The organism is Deinococcus grandis, assembly GCF_001485435.1.
In the GTDB taxonomy this organism is placed as follows: Bacteria; Deinococcota; Deinococci; order Deinococcales; family Deinococcaceae; genus Deinococcus; species Deinococcus grandis.
The window spans coordinates 1,636,688-1,654,825 of the sequence record NZ_BCMS01000001.1 but is presented as its reverse complement, the minus strand read 5'-3'; the positions used below and the strand labels follow the sequence as shown (position 1 = coordinate 1,654,825).

Below are 18,138 nucleotides of genomic sequence, written 5' to 3'. Positions count from 1 at the left end.
TGGGCCCTTCCTGGCCTTCCTGTGAGCTTGTGTGTTTTACTGCGTCCTGGACGCTGTTTTTGGGGGCGCATTAATTGACCGCCCGGGCGGGTGCGCCGGGCGGTCGTGGTGGGGTGTGTTCAGGTTTCGAGGTCGTCGCGTTTGGCGGCGGTCAGGAAGCGGATCGCGCCGGGCAGGATGCGGGCCTGGAAGGGTGTGGTCTCGACGTGCAGTTCGCCGTCGTACTGCAGCGGGAAGGGTTCGTCGGCGTCCACTTCGACGGTGCGGGCCTCGATGGTTTCGAGGTTGCCGCTGAACATGGGGTCCCCGAGGTTCAGTTTGGCACGCACGGAGTCGATCAGGTTCGGGAGGAGCCGCATGATGTTCCCGGCTTTCATCAGGATGACGGTGAAGCGGCCGTCGCTGGGGCTGATGTCGCTGGTGATGGGCAGGCGGTAGTTGGCCATGCCGAAGTTGGCGATCATCACGCCGATCCCCTCGAATTCCCGGGGTTGCCCGTCGATCTTGAGGTGGAAGGTGGTCTTCTTGGGGTTGAGTTGTTTCATGGCACTCATGACGTACGCCATGGCGCCGAAGCGGTCCTTGAGTTCCTCGCTGTCGCGGATCATGCTGGCGTCGGCGCCGGCGCCGGCGAGCATGCAGAAGCCGCTCTTCTCGCCCTGCACCTCGATTTCGCCCATGTCGACGCGCAGGCTGTGGCCGTCGCGGATGATGGCGGCCAGTCCGGCGGCGTCCTGTGGCAGGTCGAGGTTCTGCGCGATGAGGTTGGCGGTCCCGGCCGGGAAGGCCAGCATGGGGACGTTCTTGTACTGCGCGGCGTACGCGAGGCTGCTGACGGTGCCGTCGCCACCCGCACCGACGAGGTACGTGAACTGGTCGAGGTCCGTGACGTAGTCGCGCATGGGGGTGTCTTTCTGGAGTTCGCGTTCCACGACGTCCATGCCGTCCTCGCGGAGCAGCTGGATGAACTGCGGCAGTTCGCTGTCACCGCTGCCGCTTTTGGGGTTGAACACCACGAGGACGCGGGGGGCGGTGCGGGCGCTGCTGGGGGTGGGGACGTCGGCTGTCATCTCATGTATTAGACTGCCTGCACGGAGGAAAGGACATGCTGCGTTTCTTTGTTGCTTCTTTACTGATTGCTGGGGGGCTGGTGGCCTGCGCGCCGGCCCAGCAGGGCGCGTCTCGGATGGTCACCGTCACTCCGATGCTGATCAAGGTGTCGGAATCTGCCGCGCGCGGCGGGACCGTGACGATCCAGGGCCGGTACCTGGGTGGGCCCAGCGCCGGGAAGGTGCGTCTGGGCGCCACCGAGCAGGGTGAGGGCGGGTACGTGTTCCCCCCGTCGGCGGTGCGGTCCTGGACGGACACGCAGATCGTGCTGACGGTTCCCACGGACGCGCCGGTGGGGGGCAGCTGGCTGTTCGTGGAGGTCGGCGCGATGCGTTCCACGGGCCTGATGTTCAGCGTCAAGCAGTAAGGGGCGCTCAGGGGGGCGGCCGTCCGGGGTTCCGGGGGTCGCCCTCTCCCCTGCCTGTGGGTGGTTTTGGCCGTGCAGGCGCTATGCTGCTCGGGTTATGGCGATCAACCGCCCCAAGGGCACTGAGGATCACCTGCCGGCACTGAGTCCGAAACTCACGCTTGACGTTTCGGCGCAGGCGCACGGCTGGCTGGTGGAGAAGGCAAGGCGCGTTCTGGAACGCGCGGGCGCGCAGCGCATCGACACGCCCCTGTTCGAGGAGGCGGACCTCGTGAAGCGGGGGGTGGGGGGCAGCACGGACATCGTCCGGAAAGAGATGTTCACGGTGTACTACTTCGGGGATCACGGTGGGTACATCCTGCGGCCCGAGGGCACGGCGGCAATCGTGCGGGCGTACCTGCAGAACGGGCTCAAGCAGCTGCCCGCGCCGCTGAAGCTGTGGACGCACGGGCCGATGTTCCGCGCGGAGCGGCAGCAGCGGGGGCGTCTGCGGCAGTTCCATCAGGTGGATTACGAGGTGCTGGGCAGCACGGACGCGCTGGTGGACGCCGAGGCCATCGCGCTGATGGTGGGCGTGGTGCGTGAACTGGGCCTGACGGGCGTGCGCGTGAAGCTGGGCAGCATCGGCGACCCGGAGGACCGCGAGCGCTACAACACCTACCTGCGTGAGCTGTTCACGCCGCAGCTGGAGCGCCTGTCGGACGATTCGAAGGACCGCCTGACCCGCAACCCGATGCGCATCCTGGACAGCAAGAGCGCCGCCGATCAGGAACTCCTGGCGGAACTCGGCGTGAAGCCCATGCTGGACTTCCTCGGTGAGGAGGCGGGCGCGCACTTCCGCACCGTGCAGGCCTACCTGACCGAATGGGGCGTCGAGTACGACATCGACCCGAGCATCGTGCGCGGCCTGGACTACTACCGCCGCACCGCCTGGGAACTGCACCACGAGGGCGTCGGCGCGAAGTCCGCGCTGGGCGGCGGGGGCCGCTACGACGGACTGGCGCAGGAACTCGGCAGTAAGGAGACCATTCCCGGCATCGGCTGGGCGTTCGGCGTCGAGCGGCTCCTGCTGGCGCTGGAGGCCGAGGGCATGGCCCTCCCGGAGATCGCCGGGCCGCTGCTGTACGTCGCCGCGCTGGACGAGGTGAATGTCCCGCACGCCGCGCGCACCGCCATGAGCGCCCGCGCGCACGCGCGCGCGGAGTTCGCGTACCGCGCGATGAAACCCGCCGCCGCCTTCCGGGACGCCGAACGGCGCGGCGCGCACTGGGTGGCTCTCCTGGGGACCGACGAGGTCGCGCAGGGCACTCTCAGCCTCAAGAACATCCGGACCGGTGAGCAGCGCAGCCTCGCCGCCGCCGACCTCGCCACCTTCCTTCAGGAGCACGCATGAAACGCACCGCCATGATCGGCCACCTCACGCCCGCGCACGCCGGGCAGACCGTCACCCTGCAGGGCTGGGTGAACCGCCGCCGCGACCTGGGCGGCCTGATCTTCCTGGAACTGCGCGACCGCAGCGGCCTGGTGCAGGTGCAGGTCGAACCGGACTCCGCCGCCTTCGCCGACGCGGACCGCCTGCGCGCCGAGTACGTCGCGGAGATCGAGGGCACCTACCATGCCCGCCCCGAGAGCCAGCGCAAGGGGGGCCTCGCGGATTATGAGGTCATCGCCACCCGCGTGAAGGTGCTGAACACCGCGAAGACCACGCCCTTCGAACTGGAAAAGGGGGACAGCGTCGCCGAGGACATCCGCCTGAAGTTCCGGTACCTCGACCTGCGCCGCCCGGAGATGCAGCGCAACCTCGTCCTGCGCAGCAAGGCCGTCGCCGCCGTCACCGAGTACCTCAACCGCGAGGGCTTCGTGCAGGTCGAGACGCCCATGCTCACGAAGTCCACGCCCGAGGGCGCCCGTGACTTCCTGGTGCCCAGCCGCCAGAACCCCGGCGAGTTCTACGCGCTGCCGCAGAGCCCGCAGCTGTTCAAGCAGATGCTGATGATCGCCGCCTTTGACCGGTACTACCAGCTGGCCCGCTGCTTCCGTGACGAGGACCTGCGTGCCGACCGCCAGCCGGACTTCACGCAGCTCGACATGGAGATGAGCTTCGTCGAACTCGACGACGTCCTGAGCACCCAGGAGGGCCTGATGGCGCACGTGTTCCGCGAGACGATGGGCGTCGACCTGCCCGTGCCGTTCCCGCGCATGGCGTACATGGACGCCATGAACCTCTACGGCTCGGACAAGCCGGACCTGCGCTTCGACCTGAAGTTCACGGACGTCACCGATCTGTTCCAGGGCGGGGATTTCAAGGCCTTCGCCGCCGCGCAGGCCGTCAAGGTGATCGCGGCGCCCGAACTGACCCGCAAGCAGATCGACGAACTCGAACGCATCGCCAAGCAGAACGGCGCGGGCGGCCTCGCGTGGCTCAAACGCGACGGCGACGGCTTCACCGGCGGGATCAGCAAGTTCGTCACCGCGCAGGCCGCCGAACTGATCGCCCGCACCGGCATCGAACAGGGCGGCACCCTGCTGTTCACCGCCGGCGAATGGAAGAAAGCCGTCGGCGCCCTGGGTGCCGTGCGCCTCGCGCTCCGTGACCTGTTCGACCTCGCCGCCGCCGGCCCGCAGTTCCACGTCTCCTGGGTCACCGAGTTCCCCCAGCTGGAATTCGACGACGACAGCGGCACCTGGACGTACATGCACCACCCCTTCACCGCCCCCCACCCCGACGACCTGGACCTGTTCGGTACCGACCGCCAGGGTGAGATCCGCGCGCAGGCGTACGACCTCGTCCTGAACGGCTTCGAGGTCGGCGGCGGCAGCATCCGCATCCACGACCCGGCCGTGCAGGCGAAGATGTTCCAGGCGATCGGCTTCAGCGCCGAGCAGGCCCGCGAGAAATTCGGGTTCTTCATGGACGCCCTGGAGTACGGCACGCCCCCCCACGGGGGCATCGCCTGGGGCTTCGACCGCCTGATCATGGTCATGAGCGGCGCGACCAGCATCCGCGAGGTCATCGCCTTCCCGAAGAACAACCGTGGCGTGGACCTGATGGCCCTGGCGCCCTCCCCCGTCGAGCCGGGCCAGCTGGCCGACGTCGGCCTGAGCGTGGCGACGTCCGAGAACTGAAGTGAACTGGGGAGGGTAACCTCCCCTCTTTCTCTGAATCTGTAAGTGAAAGTATTCACGATTATTGCAGATCGTGAAAAACCGGTTCTCTAGTGGCGTAAAGACAGGGAAACGATGATGCTGCCTCACTGTCATGCCAGAGCTCCATTCCGACTAACACCCCGTCTGTCGCAGGAATTCCAGCGTCAGCTGCGCCACTGCCCTCGGATGCGTGTCCGTCAGGCCATGCGGCGCCCCGGGAATCTGCCGTGCCACGGCCTCCGGGATGTCCGCGCAGATCCGCTCGACCGTCCACGTCTGGATCACCGGATCGCTCTCCCCGTCGATCAGGAGCGTCGGGACCTTCACGCGCGGCAGCAGCGGGCCGGTCATGTGCGCCTCCTGATCCCGCGCGAGCAGCAGCATCCGCCGCGCCCCGCACCGCCGGTACGCCCGCAGTCCCGGCAGCAGCAGCCCCAGCCGTTCACGCGGCAGGTCCCGCACCAGACGCAGGAGTTGCAGCCTGACGCTGGGGTTCTCCGGAATCCCCGTCGGCGCGCACGCGATCAACGCCGGGGCCAGCTGCGGATACCGCGCCGCGAGGTCGAACATCACCTCTCCCCCCAGCGAGTGACCGAACACCGGCGCGCCCACCAGCCCCGCCGCCCGCAACCACGCCGACAGGTGATCCGTCAGATGCTCAATGCACACCGGATACTCCGGTCGGCCCTGGCTGTCCCCGTGGCCCGGCGGGTCGTACACGAACACCGTGCGTTCCCGCCCCAGCTCCCGCGCCAGCCGCGCGTACATCCACGACGCGCACCCCAGGCCCGGAACGACCACCAGCGGCGCGCCCCGCCCGCGCTTCCAGGCGTGGGTGCGCAGGCCGTTCACCGTCAGGTACGTCGGCTGTCCACTCAAGAGGGCGCCCCGGCCTCTTCCCCACTCAGGAACTCCAGCAGGAGCGCGTTGAAGACGGCCGGGCGGTCCACCATCGCCACGTGCCCCGCGCGGGGAATCACCTCGAACCTCGAGCCGGGCAGCGCACCGTGAAGCAGGCGGCCCAGTTCCACCGGCACCAGAACGTCGCGTTCGCCCCACACGATCAGCGTGCGGGCATGCACGAACGGCAGGACGTCCTGTACGCTGTCCCGCAGGAGGTCCGTGGCGTTGCGCCACAGGTTCAGCGGTCCGGCCCGCAACCCGTCGAACACGATCCGGCCGATGAAGCGCCGTTCGCCCATCCACGCGGCGCGCGGCAGGTGCAGCGCCGTCCGCGCGGCGTTCGCCCGCAGCAGGCCACTGGCGCACACGAGCACGAGATTCCGCACCCGGTCGGGCCGCTTCGCCGCGACATGCAGACTGATCTGCCCACCCATGGAATGCCCGACCAGCGTCACGTCCCGCAGGTCCCGGTCGTCCAGCCACGCGACGATCAGATCGGCCGCGTCCCGCACGCTCCGCGAGGGCCGCCCCCAGGACCGACCGTACCCACTGAGGTCCAGGCTGTACACCGCGTGCGCCTGCTTCAATGCGGGCACGTTGAAACGCCACCAGCGGGTCGAGCCGCTCAGGCCATGCACGAGCACGACCGGCGGGCCCGTCCCGGTGCGCCGCACGCCCAGGTGCGCGCCGTCATGCGTGAAGGACTCGGTGGACACGCCACGCAGGATAGACGCTCAGCGGCCGCCTCAACCTGTCAGGAACCTTATGGAAGGCCGACCAACGGTGCCGGGCCTGCGATGAGCCGGTCAGGTCGAGCGTCTTACCACCTACGCTGTTCCCATGAGACGGCTGACGCTTCCCCTCCTGGTCGGCGTGATGGTCGCCCTGGTCACCGCAGTCGCCCTGCTCGTTCCCTCACGCTGTCGCGTCTGTGACCGGGTCGGCGTGGAGGTCAGCACTCCCAGGCTCGTGCTCGGTCATCACGCCGTCGTCACCGTCCTCATCACACGCCTCGACTCGTGAATACTTTCACGATTTGACCGGCTCGTGAATGATCTGTTCTCTCTAATCAGGTCCAGGCTTCGCACCCACCGTCACGGAAACCGTTCTGCCGCTCCACTATGCTGCGTGACGTGCATCCCGACGACCTGCCCGTGCTGCCCACCACGCCCGGCGTGTACATCTTCCGCAAGGGCGGGACACCCATCTATATCGGCAAGGCCAAGAACCTCCGGTCCCGCGTGAACCAGCACTTCAAGGCGGGTGGCAAGAGCGGGAAGTTCACCGCGCTGGCCGACACACTGGAGTTCATCACCGCCCGCAACGAGGTCGAGGCGCTGGTGCTCGAAGCGAACCTCATCAAGCAGCACCGGCCGCACTACAACGTCACGCTGAAGGACGACAAGCACTACCCGTTCCTGAAGCTGACGAACGAGGCCTTCCCCATGCTGGTCGTCACGCGGCGCGTTCTGAAGGACGGCGGGCGCTACTACGGGCCGTACCCGGACTCGTCGGCGGTGCGGCGCGTGAAGAACCTGATCGACACGATGTTCCCGCTCCGGAAGAACAGTGGGCTGCCCATGCAGCACAAACCCCGACCGTGCCTGAACTTCCACATGGGCCGCTGCCTGGGCCCGTGCGTGGACCGCGCCGACCCGGGCGAGTACGCGCGGGTGGTGGACGACGTGACCAGCCTGCTGGAGGGCCGCGCCGCGCCCGTCATCGCCCGGCTGCGCGAGGACATGAAGGTCGCCGCGAAGGGCCAGGATTTCGAGCAGGCGGCCCGGGTGCGCGACCGCGTACAGGCCGTCGAGAAGCTGTTCGGGACCGAGCAGCACGCCTTTGTCAGCGAGGAGACCGACCTGGACTTCCTGGGCGCCGCGCAGGCCGGGGAGTACGCGATGGTGCAGCTGTTCCGCATGCGCGGCGGGCGCGTCGTGGGCCGCGACAAGCGGTTCCTGACCGGCACGGAGGACGCCCCGCTGGGCGAGATCGTCGAGGCGTTCGTGCAGGACTACTACACGCAGGCCACGCACGTCCCACCGCTGATCCTGCTGCCCGCCGACTTCGAGGACGCCCCCACCTGGAGTGACTTCCTGTCGGAGCGGGCCGGGCGCAAGGTCGAGATGCGCACCCCCAAACGCGGGGACAAGGTGGACCTGATCGACATGGCGCAGCGCAACGCGCACAACGGCCTGGAGTCCGAGATGGCGCTGCTGGAACGCCGGGGCGACCATCCCGGCCTGGACGCGCTGCGCGAGGTGCTGGCCCTCCCGGACCGGCCCTGGCGGATCGAGGGCTACGACAACAGCAACCTCTTCGGCACGAACATCGTGTCCGGGATGGTGGTGTTCGAGGGGGGCCGTTCGCGGCGCGGGGAGCACCGGCGGTTCAAGGTGCGCGGCCTGGATCACCCGGACGACTACACCAGCATGCGGCAGACGATCACGCGGCGCTTCACGGGCAGCCTCAGCGACAAGTTGCCCCTCCCGGACCTGCTGCTGATCGACGGGGGACGCGGGCAGGTGAACGCCGCGCTGGACGCCCTGAAGGAGGCGAATGTGCACATCCCGGTCGTGGGTCTCGCCAAGCGGGAGGAACGTCTGATCCTCCCCGGGCGCTACGGGGCGCAGTGGTGGCTGGAGACCGGCACGGAGGTCGGCGTGGACCGCGAACTGCTGCTGCCGCACACGCACCCGGCGCTGCGGATGCTGATCGGCGTGCGCGACGAAGTGCACAACTACGCCGTGACGTACCACCGCAAGCTGCGCGGGGAATCCATGCTGCGCAGCGTGTTCGACGACCTGCCGGGCATCGGGCAGAAGCGGCGCGACGCGCTGCTGGAGCACTTCACGAGCCTGGAGGATCTGGCGAGCGCCCCGGTCGAGCAGATCGCGGCAGTGCCCGGCATGACCATGCGCGCCGCGCAGAGCGTGAAGACCTTCCTGACCGAACGTGAGGCGCGCGCGGCCCCCATCGCCTGAGCACCTGAACGAAAAGAGCGCCGCTCCTCTTCACCGGGAAGGGAGCGGCGCTCTGGGGATCGGGCGGCGGGTCACGCGAGCCGCAGGCGGTGCAGGAGGGCGCGCAGGGCGCCGGGCTGAACGGGACTGGGTTTGCGGACGGCGCGCTGGGCGGCCTGGGCCTGCCGGACGAGGCGGGCGTGCTGCGCTTCGAGCAGGAGGTCCTGCGCGTGAAGCTGACCGAATTCGTGTTGCATTCTCGGCTCCTGAGGTCGCGCCGCCGCCCCCGTGGCGACCCGTGTGGGCGCGGTCCTTCTGCCTCCCATGGTGCGACACGGGCGGGTGCGCGCACATGCACCGGGTGGCGCATGGACGACTACGCCAAAGGGCGCAGGAGCGTTAAGTAAGGCGCAAGCGCCCCCCGGTGCGCCCGCAGGTCCCGCCGGGCTGTAATGACAGGATGTTTCCCCGGTCCCGGCGTGAATTCGTCCCGTTCGTGCGGTCGCACTGGCGGTCCCTGCTGCTGCTGCTGCTGGGCGTCATGGTGCCCTTCGTGCTGTTCACGCACCTGACCCACGAGGTGTTCCGCGAGGGCGGCTTCGCGTGGGATCAGGCGGTGCTGAACTGGTACGCGCAGCGCCGCACGCCGGAACTGACGCGCTTCGCGGAGCTGCTGGCCGTGCTAGGCGGCGTGACCATCCTGCCGTTCGTGACGCTGGCCATCGCGTGGCTGCTCGGACGGGCACAGGGCAAGGCACACGGCTGGTTCCTGCTCACGGCCGTGGCGGGCGCCACGCTGCTGAATGTCGTGGCCAAGGTGGTCTTCCAGCGCCCCCGCCCGGACGAACTGATGGCCGTCCTGACGGAACCCGGCTTCAGCTTTCCCAGCGGGCACGCCATGGCGAACGCCGCGTTCGGGTTCGCGCTCACGCTGGCGTTCTGGCGGTCACGGGCCGGGTGGCCGGTCGCGGTGTTCGGCGTCCTGTGGGCGCTGGCGATCGGGATCAGCCGCAATTATCTGGGTGTGCACTACCCATCCGACGTCCTTGCAGGGTTCACGGCGAGCGTCACCTGGGTCGCGGGTCTGTACATCCTGATGGCCCGCCGCTGGCCGCAACTGAGGAAGAGCCCCGGCGGTGAACACGACACTCTGCCCCAGACGACCTGAATGGAACGAGCGGCGGCCCCCGATACGCCTGGGGGCCGCCGCTCACTGTCGGGTTACATCAGCGGGCAGGGGTTGGTCGCGCTGTCCCCGCAGGTCCACGGCCCACGGGGCGGGAAGGGATCGTTCCCCACCCAGACGGCCGAGGCAGTACTGGTGAGGATCAGGGCGGCGAGGGTGGCGGACAGCAGTCGTCTGAGCATGCGGGTTCCTCCTGTGGCCCGGCCTTGACCGGGTGAGAGGATGCTCGCTGACGCGGCATGCGGAACCCAGGCTTGACTCCGCAGGTCGGATCTGCTTGAGAACGTCAACGCCGGACCCAGGGCGGAATGCGACCCGGGCCCGGCGTCGTGTTCCGTCAGTTCTGCTTGCAGCCCGCTCGGATGCTCGCGGCGAGGGCACCAACGTCCTGTCCGGCCTTCACGGCGTTGATGAACGCACTGCCCACCACGACGCCGTCGGCGACCTGCGCGACCTGCGCGGCGGTCTCGGCGTCCTTCACGCCGAAGCCCACCGCGACGGGGACCTTCGCGTGCTGGCGGGCGAGGGCCAGCATGGCGGGCACCTCGTTCAGGGCGCTGCCCTCGCGGGTGCCGGTCACGCCGGTCACGCTGACGGCGTACAGGAAGCCGGTGCAGGCCTCCGCGACGAGTTTCACGCGCGCTGGGGTGCTGGTGGGCGCGATCAGGAACGTGACGGCCATGCCGTGTTCGGCGGCCAGATCCGCGATCTCCAGGTCCTGGTCGGGCGGCAGGTCGGGAAGGATCAGGCCGTCCACCCCGGCCTCCTGCGCCAGCCGCATGAACTCGCGGGGGCCGACGGCGTAGATGGGGTTCACGTACGTCATGATCACGATGGGCGTGTCGTGCCGCGAGCGGAGTTCCCTGACGAGCGCGAGGGTGTGGCGGGTGCTCGTGCCGCCCGCGAGGGCCTGCTCGCTGGCGCGCTGGATGGTCGGCCCGTCCCCCAGGGGGTCACTGTAGGGAATGCCGACTTCGAGGATGTCCGCCTGCCCGAGCAGGGCGTCCGCGACGGCGGGGAACGCCTGCGCGGTGGGGTACCCGGCGGTCATGAACGGAATGAACGCGGCGCGGCCCTCCTGCTTGGCGCGGGCGAAGGCGGCGTGGATGCGGGCGGCGCCCGGGGTGGTGGGGGTCAGGGTGGCGGTCATGCGTGCACCTCCGGGGTGCGGGGCGTGGGCGCGGCGTCCTGCTCGCGGCCCAGGTCGAGGAGGCGCATCACCTCGGCCACGTCCTTGTCGCCGCGGCCGGAGAGATTCACGACGACCGTCTGGTCGGGGCGCATGGTGCGGGCGAGGTTCACGGCGGCGTGGATGGCGTGCGCAGTTTCCAGCGCGGGGATGATGCCCTCCAGGCGGGTCAGGAGTTGCAGGGCGTCCAGCGCCTGCGCGTCGGTGACGGGCACGTACTGCGCCACGCCGGTCTCGGAGTACAGGCAGTGTTCGGGGCCGATGCCGGGGTAGTCGAGGCCCGCGCTGATGGAGTGCGGGGGGACGATCTGGCCCTCGTCGTCGTTCAGGAGGTACATCATCGCGCCGTGCAGCACGCCGATGCGGCCCCCGGCGACGCTCGCGGCGTGCCTGCCGGACTCGACGCCCTCACCGGCGGCCTCGGTGCCGATCAGGAGGGGCCGCTGGTCCTCGGGGAGGTACGCGAAGGGCGCGAAGATGCCGATGGCGTTGCTGCCGCCACCCACGCACGCGACGATCGCGTCGGGCACGGGGCGGCCCTCGAGCGCCTGGTGCTGCACCTTGACCTCCTCGCCGATGATGGACTGGAAGTCGCGGACCATCGCGGGGTACGGGTGCGGCCCGACGACGCTGCCGAGGATGTAGAAGGTGTCGCGGACGTTCGTGACCCAGTCGCGGATGGCCTCGTTCGTGGCGTCCTTGAGGGTGCTCGTGCCGGAGGTGACCTCGCGGACCTCAGCGCCCAGGAGTTTCATGCGGAACACGTTCAGCGCCTGACGGCGGATGTCCTCGGCGCCCATGTACACGATGCATTCGAGGCCCAGCAGGGCGGCGGCGGTGGCGCTGGCCACGCCGTGCTGCCCGGCGCCGGTCTCGGCGATGACGCGCCCCTTGCCCATGCGTTTGGCGAGCAGCGCCTGCGCGAGGCAGTTGTTGATCTTGTGCGCGCCGGTGTAGTTCTGGTCCTCACGCTTGAGGTAGATCTTCGCGCCGCCCGCGTGCTCGGTGAGGCGCTGGGCGAGGTACAGCCCGCTGGGGCGACCCACGAAGTCCTTCAGGAGACGCTCGAGTTCGTTCAGGAAGGCAGGGTCGTTCCGGGCCTCGATGTAGGCGGCCTGGAGTTCGTCCAGGGCGGGGATGAGCGTTTCGGGCACGTACCGTCCGCCGAAGCGGCCGAAGCGGCCCCGTTCGTCCGGCTGGGGGTAGGTGGGGAGTTGGAGGGACATGCTGACAGGGTAGGACCAGCGTGTCGAACGGGCGTTAGGCAAACTTAGACAAGTCATCTAAGTTTGTGGGGTCAGGCACCAAGTTCAGCCCGCCCGAGCTCAGCTCGCCACAGCGGCAGCAACTCCGGGGCACTCACCTCGTCCGGCACCGACCAGCCCAGGCTGCGGGCCAGCTCCGACAGCACCCGGCCCGGCGGGTCCCCGGCCTCCCGGAGCGCCTGCACGGGCGGGGCGCCGCCGCGTTTCGCCAGCCGTTCCCCCCGGAAATCCAGCATCAGGGGTACGTGCCAGTAACGGGGCGTGGGCAGCCCCAGCGCCCTCTGAAGCGCCACCTGCCGGGGCGTGGCGGTCCAGAGGTCCTCACCGCGCAGGACGTCCGTGACGCCCGACGCCGCGTCGTCCACCACGACCGCGAGGTGATACGCGAACACCCCGTCGTTGCGTCGCAGCACGAGGTCGCCCACCTGGGTCGGGAGGTGCTGGCAGAGCGTCTCGCCGCGCCACTCGTCCCGCGCGCACACCACCTCGTCGGGCACGCGCCAGCGCAGCGCGGCCGGACGCTCCGGGTGCAGGCTCCCTGTGCGGCAGGTGCCGGGGTACACCGGTTCCGCGCCGTGCGGGGCGCCCGCGCTGTCCTGAATCGCCGCCTGCACCTCCCTGCGGGTACAGGTGCAGGCGTAGGTGTCCAGCCGCTCGGCGGCCGCGAGGTACAGGTCCAGCCGCCGCGACTGGATGACCTCCTCGTCCCAGTCGAGGCCCAGCCACTCCAGATCGGCGCGGGTCACGTCATACGCCCAGTCGCGCACCCGCCCGGTATCCAGATCCTCGAAGCGCAGCAGGTGCCGCCCGCCGTGCGCGCGGGAGTGCAGCCACGCCAGCAGCGCCGTGCGGGCATTGCCCAGGTGCATCGCCCCGGTGGGACTGGGGGCGAAGCGGCCCACCACGCCCGACGTCACTCCTTCTCCCGCAGGTCGTCCCACAGGGCCACGAAGATGCCCACCACCACCGCACCCAGGGCCAGGGCATGCAGGAAGCGCCCCAGGCCCGGCGCCCACCCCAGCGCGTTCCAGATGGTCAGCAGCTGCCACCAGTCGTGCGTGTCCGGGTCACCCGTGATCAGCGGCAGATTCCGCAGCGGCGCGTCCGCGACATACGCCGACACCCCGGCCAGGGAATGCGCCAGCCACAGCGTCACCAGCCCCGCCGCGAAGCGCTCGCCGCGCGCCAGGAACACCCCGACGCACGCGGCAGGCACGAGCAGCTGGAACAGGCTGCCGCCGAGCAGCATCACCACCTCGCCCGCCCACATGAGCAGGACGTGCCCGGCCTCGTGGAAGATCAGGTTCACGTTCCCCAGAAACCCCGGCTCGGTGGGGCGCACCACGCCCGGCAGCGTCACCCACAGGGTCAGCAGCAGGCCCAGCACGCGCGGCCACCACGTCGGCAGGGTGAGCGTCAAGGACGCTGCCGCTCCCGCAGCCACGCCAGCAGCAGGTCCTCGACCAGCTCGCTGACGCTCTCGCCGCCATCGTTCCGCACCTGACGCCACACCGCCCGCACCGTTTCCTTGCGGAGGTACACCGCCTCCAGCCGCTCCGTGCCGCCCACGCGGGACTCGTCCGGGGCGGGGGCACTCTTGCGTGCCTTCCCCTTCTTCCCGCCCTTGCCGTTCCTGTCCAGGTAATCGAAGCGGCCCACGGTCACCACAACTCGCGCGACAGGGTCTCGATATCCGCCCAGGCGGCCAGGGCGCGCGGGTCGCGCACATCACGGGCCAGGACGCCCAGCTCCGCCGCGCGCTGGTAAGCGAGGTACGACCGGACCAGCGTGTTGCACACCGTCACGCCCCCCTCGCGAAGGTCCTCGCGCAGCACCTCGGCGGCGTGCCCGACCGGAGGCACCCGCGTCAGGATCACGCGGGACTGCCGCGCCGCCCCCTCCTCGGTCAGGAAGTCCAGCAGTTCGCGCGTGGCGTCCACCTCCAGCGGGCTCACGCCGCTGGGCACCAGGATCAGGTCGGCCCGCTCGGCCAGCTGCCGCAGGTCCTTGCGGCGCGGGCGGCCCTCGGTGTCGATCAGCACGAGGTCGAACGCCGCGAGCTTCTTCGGTTTCACGTCGTCCGCCGCGACGACCGGGAACGGCAGCGCCCCAGCCCGGCCCGCCCAGCGGAGGCTGCTGCCCACCCGGCCGTCCTCGTCCACCAGCAGGACGTTGTGGCCCTGCGCGTGCGCCGCGCCCGCCAGGTGCACCGCCAGGGTGCTCTTGCCCACGCCGCCCTTCTCCGAAGTGATCGCCGCCACGCGTGCCATATGCCCGGAAGCGTAGCAGACGCGGCGGCGGCCCCGCGTCAGGCGGACTCCGATTGAATGGTTTGAAAACCGTTCAATCCGAGCGGATGCGACTCGCAGAGCTGCGCAGCAGAGTAAGAGCAAAGCGGGTTCCGGGCGTGGAGTTGGCAACCCGGTGATGTTCCGGGTGGAGGGCGAAACAGACGGAAGCCGCGTCAGGCACCCCGTACCATGGGGGCCGATGATCACGTCCGAGCAGACGCAGGAACTCCACGCCAGTGAAATCTACTGGACGGCGCGCGCCATGCAGGAGCAGGGCAGCCGCTTCTACCGCGCGCTGGGCGACGCGCTGCACGCCGCCGACGCCACCAACCGCCGCCTGATCCTGACCACCTGGCCGGACACCTGCTGGGACTTCTACCGGCGCGGCCTGCGCCTGCGTGCAGCCGCGGGCGAGGGCTGACCCAGCAGCGCCAGCGTGATCTCACGCAGCGCCGTGACGAGCAGCGACCACAGCGTGGCCGGGCGCACCCGGGCCAGTCGCGCCCGGCGGCGCGCCACCCGCTCCTGCGCCGCCGGTTCCGCACCGGGCAGGGGCTGGCCGATCAGGAGGTGCAGGGCCGCGCGCCAGAAGGTCATCAACCGGATACGCGTCCCGGAGGTCAGAGGTTGCCGCTTCGCGACGGCCGCCACGGTGCGCGGGCGCGCGGGGCGTAGAGTGGTCCACCATGAGCACCCCGACCCTCCTGGCCGTCTTTGCCCACCCTGACGATGAAGCGTTCAGCGTGGGCGGCACCCTCACCCACTACGCCCGCCGGGGCGTGCGCGTCGTGCTGGCGTGCGCCACGCGGGGCGAGGCCGGGAAGATCACGGTGCCCGGCATGACCGTGGACGACCTGGGCGCGCAGCGTGAGCAGGAACTGCGCGATGCATGCGAGGCGCTGGAAATCGAAGCGCCCGTGTTCCTGGATTACCATGACTCGGGCCGCTATGAACGCACCCGCCACGACGACCCGAAGGCGTTGATGAACGTGAACCCGCTGGACGTCGAGGTGAAGCTGCGCGCGCTGATCGAGGACGTGCAGCCGCAGGTGATCGTCACCTTCGACCCGCACGGCGGGTACGGACACGTCGACCACCTGCAGATGCACCGCGCGACCGTCGCGGCGTTCTTCAGTACCGGTCACCTGCCGTACGGCGGGCCGCGGCGGCTGTACTACACCGCGCTGACCACCGAGGCCGCGCAGGGACTGGCGCGCATGGGGCAGAACCTCGATCCGCTGGTGTACGGCGTGGCGGCGAACACACTGGCCGTGCAGCTGGACGTCAGCGCGTACGCCACGAACAAGAAGGCGGCGCTGATGGCGCACGGCACGCAGACCGGCGAGCAGAGCCTGCTGGGCCGCATGACGCCCGAGGAACGCGACGCGATGGAACGCCGCATGCTGGGCACCGAGGGCTTCAGCATCGGCGGCACCCGCACCGCCCTGACGAACTACCCGCTGGGCGGCCTGTTCGACGGGCTGGGCTTCGACGGGCTGAACTGAAACGGACTCGGATTGGTAACTGCTCAGCAGGGCAAGCTCAGGGGTTGAAGTTAGGCATGAGCACGTCACCCGTGAACACGCTGACCAAGCCCTCCCAGACGCTGAGACCTTGCTTCTGCAACGTGGACATGTAACTCCTGATCCGAGCGAAATTGCACCCACCCTCCTCGGACCGGAATCCTCCAGATACCTTGCGTTTCACGCACCATGCCCGCACGTCCCGCTCCGCCTGATTGTTATCAAACGGCACTCGGCAGTCATGTAGGAACAGCAGCACCGCTGCGCGGTGCTGCTGGCACCGCAACGCCAGATTCCGCCCATGTGACTGCTTCGTCGGACCGCGTCGCCCTGGAACGGGCGGCGCGGCTGGGTTGGCCAGCAAGCCCTCCTCAAGCAGTTCATCAAATCGCCGTTCAAACGCCGTGCGGGCCTCTGGGCTCAGCGTCCCGGCGTTCAGGTCGTGATACACCGTCCTCAGCGATTCCCGAAGTGCGCCAGCCCACACCTGCCCATGGTGTTCGGCCAATCCCCGCAGCTCCCGCAACAGATGAGCTCCGCACAGGGCATGCTGTGCCGGAAGTTTGAAGTACGAGCTCCAGGCGTCGTGGACCAGGATGCCGGTGTACTTCGGCAGGACCTTCATGTGCTCCAGTGCCGCGAGGCCGCGCCGGGCATGCTGGCCGTAGAACGTGAGCTGCGCGCAGCTCACGACATGCATCCAGTGCAGCTTCCCGTTCACCGGGCTGCCGGTCTCATCTGCATGCAGCACCGGTTGATGTGTCAGGGCTGTCCTGAGTCGCCCTTCAAAGTCCTGCAGTCGCTCCGCTGCCAGATTCAGGTTCAGCGCGATGGTGCCATCACTCGGGCGTGCTCCGCAGACCGCGTGCAGGATTTCACTGGTGCGTTCGAGGGGCACGAAGTGCGCCACGTTCAGATACACCGTCAAGGCGTGGACCCGTGGACCGTATTGCACCTGAGCCGTGACGTGCGTGGGGAAGGGTGCTCGCTGCCGGGAACGACATCCAGGGCAGATCTTGACGTCGGCGCGGTATTCGGTGACCTGAAGGTGGAGGTCGGGGAGGTCATGAACCTGTCGAGCGACCTGGGTGTCGACTGGAACGTCATCCCAGGCCTGCCCGCAGGTGCAGTGTCCCGTCACCGGGAGATCGACGATGACGTCGGGATGCGCGGACATCTTGAGGGTCTTGCCGGGGTGATCGGGTTGAGCGCCAGAAGACCGGCCGGTCTTCTGGCGCTCACTCTTGGGCTGCCAGGGCTTGTCCTGACTGGGAGGCTGACTGGATGTGGTGCTGTTTCGGGCCAGTTGAGCTTTGATGGTGCGAAGTTCAGCCAGCACCTCAGCGAGCTGGGCTTCGAGTTCACGGACGCGTGCCTCGAGTCGTTTGCAGTTTGGGCAGGGGACCTCGCTGATGGTCCACCTTACCCAATCGACTCCGGAAAATCACCCTGCTGAGCAGTTACTCGGATTGAACGGTGTGGGATAACCGTTCAATCCGAGCGGATGCGAGGAGGAGAGAAGCGGATTCCGGGCGTGGAGTTGACAACCCGGCGATGTTCCGGGCTGTCAACGAAACAGACGGAAACCGTATGATGCCCGGTTGAGACGCCCGGTCTAATCAGGCCGGGTGCGTTCTCTGCACCCCGGCTGTGGGTGGCAGAAAGGCACCCGGACTTGGAATCCGGGTGCCGTCTGGTCTGGGTGCAGGTCAGCGCTTGCGCTTGCCGCCAGCGGGTTTCTTCGCGGCGCCGCCGCCACCGCCGCCCCCACCACCGTGGGTGCGTTCCTTGGCGTCGCGCATGAACGAGCGGAGTTTTGCCTCGAACTGCGGGCTCTGACGGCCGATCGCGCGCGGGCGGGGGACTTCCTCGGGTTCTTCGAGGAGTTCCTTGATGGAGAGGTCGAGGCGACCGCGTTCGTCCCGGCCCAGAACCTTCACTTCCACGTTCTCGCCCTCGCGGACGTGGTCATGAATGTTCCGCACGAAGGAGTGCGCGATCTGCGAGATGTGCACGAGGCCCGTCTCGCCGTTCTCGAACTGGATGAACGCGCCGAAGTCGGTCACGCGCGTCACGCGGCCCTCCACGACCGCGCCGGAATCAAGCTGCACCAAAGGAAGTCTCCTTGCAAAGCATGAGTGGCATCTTACACCATCCCCGCCCAGGGTGGGCGACACCTGCGTGCGTCCATGAG

At 68.9% G+C, this 18,138-nt stretch carries 22 protein-coding genes; 8 read left to right on the top strand and 14 right to left on the bottom strand.

Going from position 1 to position 18,138, the window contains the following annotated elements; translation table 11 throughout:
- Positions 1–119: 119 nt before the first annotated feature.
- A complete protein-coding gene (locus DEIGR_RS08190) occupies positions 120–1,070 on the bottom strand; it encodes a diacylglycerol/lipid kinase family protein (protein ID WP_058976520.1) in 951 nt (316 codons plus the stop codon).
- A 146-nt stretch (positions 1,071–1,216) separates the two neighbouring features.
- On the opposite strand from DEIGR_RS08190, the gene DEIGR_RS08185 reads away from it, so the two are divergent.
- From DEIGR_RS08185 to aspS, 3 genes are all read left to right on the top strand, one after another.
- Positions 1,217–1,477 carry an IPT/TIG domain-containing protein gene (locus DEIGR_RS08185; RefSeq protein ID WP_236704700.1) on the top strand — a complete coding sequence of 87 codons (261 nt, stop codon included), beginning with the start codon at positions 1,217–1,219 and terminating at the stop codon, positions 1,475–1,477.
- A 97-nt stretch (positions 1,478–1,574) separates the two neighbouring features.
- Positions 1,575–2,870: a histidine--tRNA ligase gene (gene hisS / locus DEIGR_RS08180; RefSeq protein ID WP_058976518.1), complete on the top strand. Its 1,296-nt coding sequence runs from the start codon at positions 1,575–1,577 to the stop codon at positions 2,868–2,870.
- Complete coding sequence (aspS, locus tag DEIGR_RS08175; protein WP_058976517.1) at positions 2,867–4,603, top strand: aspartate--tRNA ligase; 1,737 nt, start codon at positions 2,867–2,869, stop codon at positions 4,601–4,603. The genes hisS and aspS overlap by 4 nt, the downstream gene beginning before the upstream one ends.
- 153 nt (positions 4,604–4,756) lie before the next feature.
- Here the strand turns inward: aspS and DEIGR_RS08170 are convergent, their stop codons facing one another.
- Both DEIGR_RS08170 and DEIGR_RS08165 read right to left on the bottom strand, forming a co-directional pair.
- On the bottom strand, positions 4,757–5,503 hold the full coding sequence (locus tag DEIGR_RS08170; protein WP_058976516.1) for an alpha/beta fold hydrolase: 747 nt from the start codon (positions 5,501–5,503) through the stop codon (positions 4,757–4,759).
- Positions 5,500–6,243: an alpha/beta fold hydrolase gene (locus tag DEIGR_RS08165; RefSeq protein ID WP_058976515.1), complete on the bottom strand. Its 744-nt coding sequence runs from the start codon at positions 6,241–6,243 to the stop codon at positions 5,500–5,502. Before DEIGR_RS08165 ends, DEIGR_RS08170 begins: the two co-directional genes overlap by 4 nt.
- 124 nt (positions 6,244–6,367) lie before the next feature.
- On the opposite strand from DEIGR_RS08165, the gene DEIGR_RS08160 reads away from it, so the two are divergent.
- Together DEIGR_RS08160 and uvrC are read left to right on the top strand one after the other, a co-directional pair.
- Complete coding sequence (locus DEIGR_RS08160) at positions 6,368–6,550, top strand: hypothetical protein (protein WP_058976514.1); 183 nt, start codon at positions 6,368–6,370, stop codon at positions 6,548–6,550.
- 110 nt (positions 6,551–6,660) lie between these two features.
- Entirely contained in the window at positions 6,661–8,511 is a 1,851-nt protein-coding gene (gene uvrC, locus DEIGR_RS08155) for an excinuclease ABC subunit UvrC (RefSeq protein ID WP_058978612.1), read from the top strand.
- Between the two features lie 71 nt (positions 8,512–8,582).
- Here uvrC and DEIGR_RS20830 read toward each other — a convergent pair whose 3' ends face one another.
- Positions 8,583–8,747 (bottom strand): hypothetical protein, encoded by a 165-nt coding sequence (locus tag DEIGR_RS20830; RefSeq protein ID WP_160329923.1) that lies wholly within the window; start codon positions 8,745–8,747, stop codon positions 8,583–8,585.
- A gap of 203 nt (positions 8,748–8,950) precedes the next feature.
- On the opposite strand from DEIGR_RS20830, the gene DEIGR_RS08150 reads away from it, so the two are divergent.
- Positions 8,951–9,658 carry a phosphatase PAP2 family protein gene (locus DEIGR_RS08150; RefSeq protein ID WP_058976513.1) on the top strand — a complete coding sequence of 236 codons (708 nt, stop codon included), beginning with the start codon at positions 8,951–8,953 and terminating at the stop codon, positions 9,656–9,658.
- A gap of 53 nt (positions 9,659–9,711) precedes the next feature.
- On the opposite strand, the gene DEIGR_RS20825 is transcribed toward DEIGR_RS08150, so the two are convergent.
- The 7 genes from DEIGR_RS20825 to DEIGR_RS08120 form a co-directional block, all read right to left on the bottom strand.
- Positions 9,712–9,858, bottom strand: a complete 147-nt coding sequence (locus DEIGR_RS20825) for a hypothetical protein (RefSeq protein ID WP_160329922.1) — start codon at positions 9,856–9,858, stop codon at positions 9,712–9,714.
- Positions 9,859–10,013: 155 nt separating this feature from the next.
- Complete coding sequence (gene trpA / locus DEIGR_RS08145; RefSeq protein WP_058976512.1) at positions 10,014–10,826, bottom strand: tryptophan synthase subunit alpha; 813 nt, start codon at positions 10,824–10,826, stop codon at positions 10,014–10,016.
- Entirely contained in the window at positions 10,823–12,091 is a 1,269-nt protein-coding gene (trpB, locus tag DEIGR_RS08140; RefSeq protein ID WP_058976511.1) for a tryptophan synthase subunit beta, read from the bottom strand. The genes trpA and trpB overlap by 4 nt, the downstream gene beginning before the upstream one ends.
- Before the next feature lie 71 nt (positions 12,092–12,162).
- Entirely contained in the window at positions 12,163–13,047 is an 885-nt protein-coding gene (gene gluQRS, locus DEIGR_RS08135; RefSeq protein WP_269083792.1) for a tRNA glutamyl-Q(34) synthetase GluQRS, read from the bottom strand.
- Positions 13,044–13,550 carry a hypothetical protein gene (locus DEIGR_RS08130; RefSeq protein ID WP_153013680.1) on the bottom strand — a complete coding sequence of 169 codons (507 nt, stop codon included), beginning with the start codon at positions 13,548–13,550 and terminating at the stop codon, positions 13,044–13,046. The genes gluQRS and DEIGR_RS08130 overlap by 4 nt, the downstream gene beginning before the upstream one ends.
- Positions 13,547–13,795 (bottom strand): hypothetical protein, encoded by a 249-nt coding sequence (locus DEIGR_RS08125; protein ID WP_236704699.1) that lies wholly within the window; start codon positions 13,793–13,795, stop codon positions 13,547–13,549. The genes DEIGR_RS08130 and DEIGR_RS08125 overlap by 4 nt, the downstream gene beginning before the upstream one ends.
- Complete coding sequence (locus DEIGR_RS08120; protein WP_058976509.1) at positions 13,792–14,400, bottom strand: ParA family protein; 609 nt, start codon at positions 14,398–14,400, stop codon at positions 13,792–13,794. The genes DEIGR_RS08125 and DEIGR_RS08120 overlap by 4 nt, the downstream gene beginning before the upstream one ends.
- 220 nt (positions 14,401–14,620) lie before the next feature.
- On the opposite strand from DEIGR_RS08120, the gene DEIGR_RS08115 reads away from it, so the two are divergent.
- Positions 14,621–14,842, top strand: coding sequence for a hypothetical protein (locus DEIGR_RS08115; RefSeq protein WP_058976508.1), 222 nt, complete (start codon positions 14,621–14,623; stop codon positions 14,840–14,842).
- Here the strand turns inward: DEIGR_RS08115 and DEIGR_RS08110 are convergent.
- Positions 14,797–15,018, bottom strand: a complete 222-nt coding sequence (locus DEIGR_RS08110) for a hypothetical protein (RefSeq protein WP_058976507.1) — start codon at positions 15,016–15,018, stop codon at positions 14,797–14,799. The two genes, DEIGR_RS08115 and DEIGR_RS08110, sit on opposite strands and share 46 nt — an antisense overlap.
- Before the next feature lie 89 nt (positions 15,019–15,107).
- Here DEIGR_RS08110 and DEIGR_RS08105 point away from each other — a divergent pair, with 89 nt between their 5' ends.
- Entirely contained in the window at positions 15,108–15,926 is an 819-nt protein-coding gene (locus DEIGR_RS08105; protein WP_058976506.1) for a PIG-L deacetylase family protein, read from the top strand.
- A gap of 37 nt (positions 15,927–15,963) precedes the next feature.
- Here the strand turns inward: DEIGR_RS08105 and tnpC are convergent, their stop codons facing one another.
- Positions 15,964–17,358, bottom strand: a complete 1,395-nt coding sequence (gene tnpC, locus DEIGR_RS19620) for an IS66 family transposase (protein WP_083523932.1) — start codon at positions 17,356–17,358, stop codon at positions 15,964–15,966.
- A gap of 295 nt (positions 17,359–17,653) precedes the next feature.
- Complete coding sequence (locus tag DEIGR_RS08095; protein WP_046842406.1) at positions 17,654–18,058, bottom strand: S1 RNA-binding domain-containing protein; 405 nt, start codon at positions 18,056–18,058, stop codon at positions 17,654–17,656.
- Between the last annotated feature and the right edge of the window lie 80 nt (positions 18,059–18,138).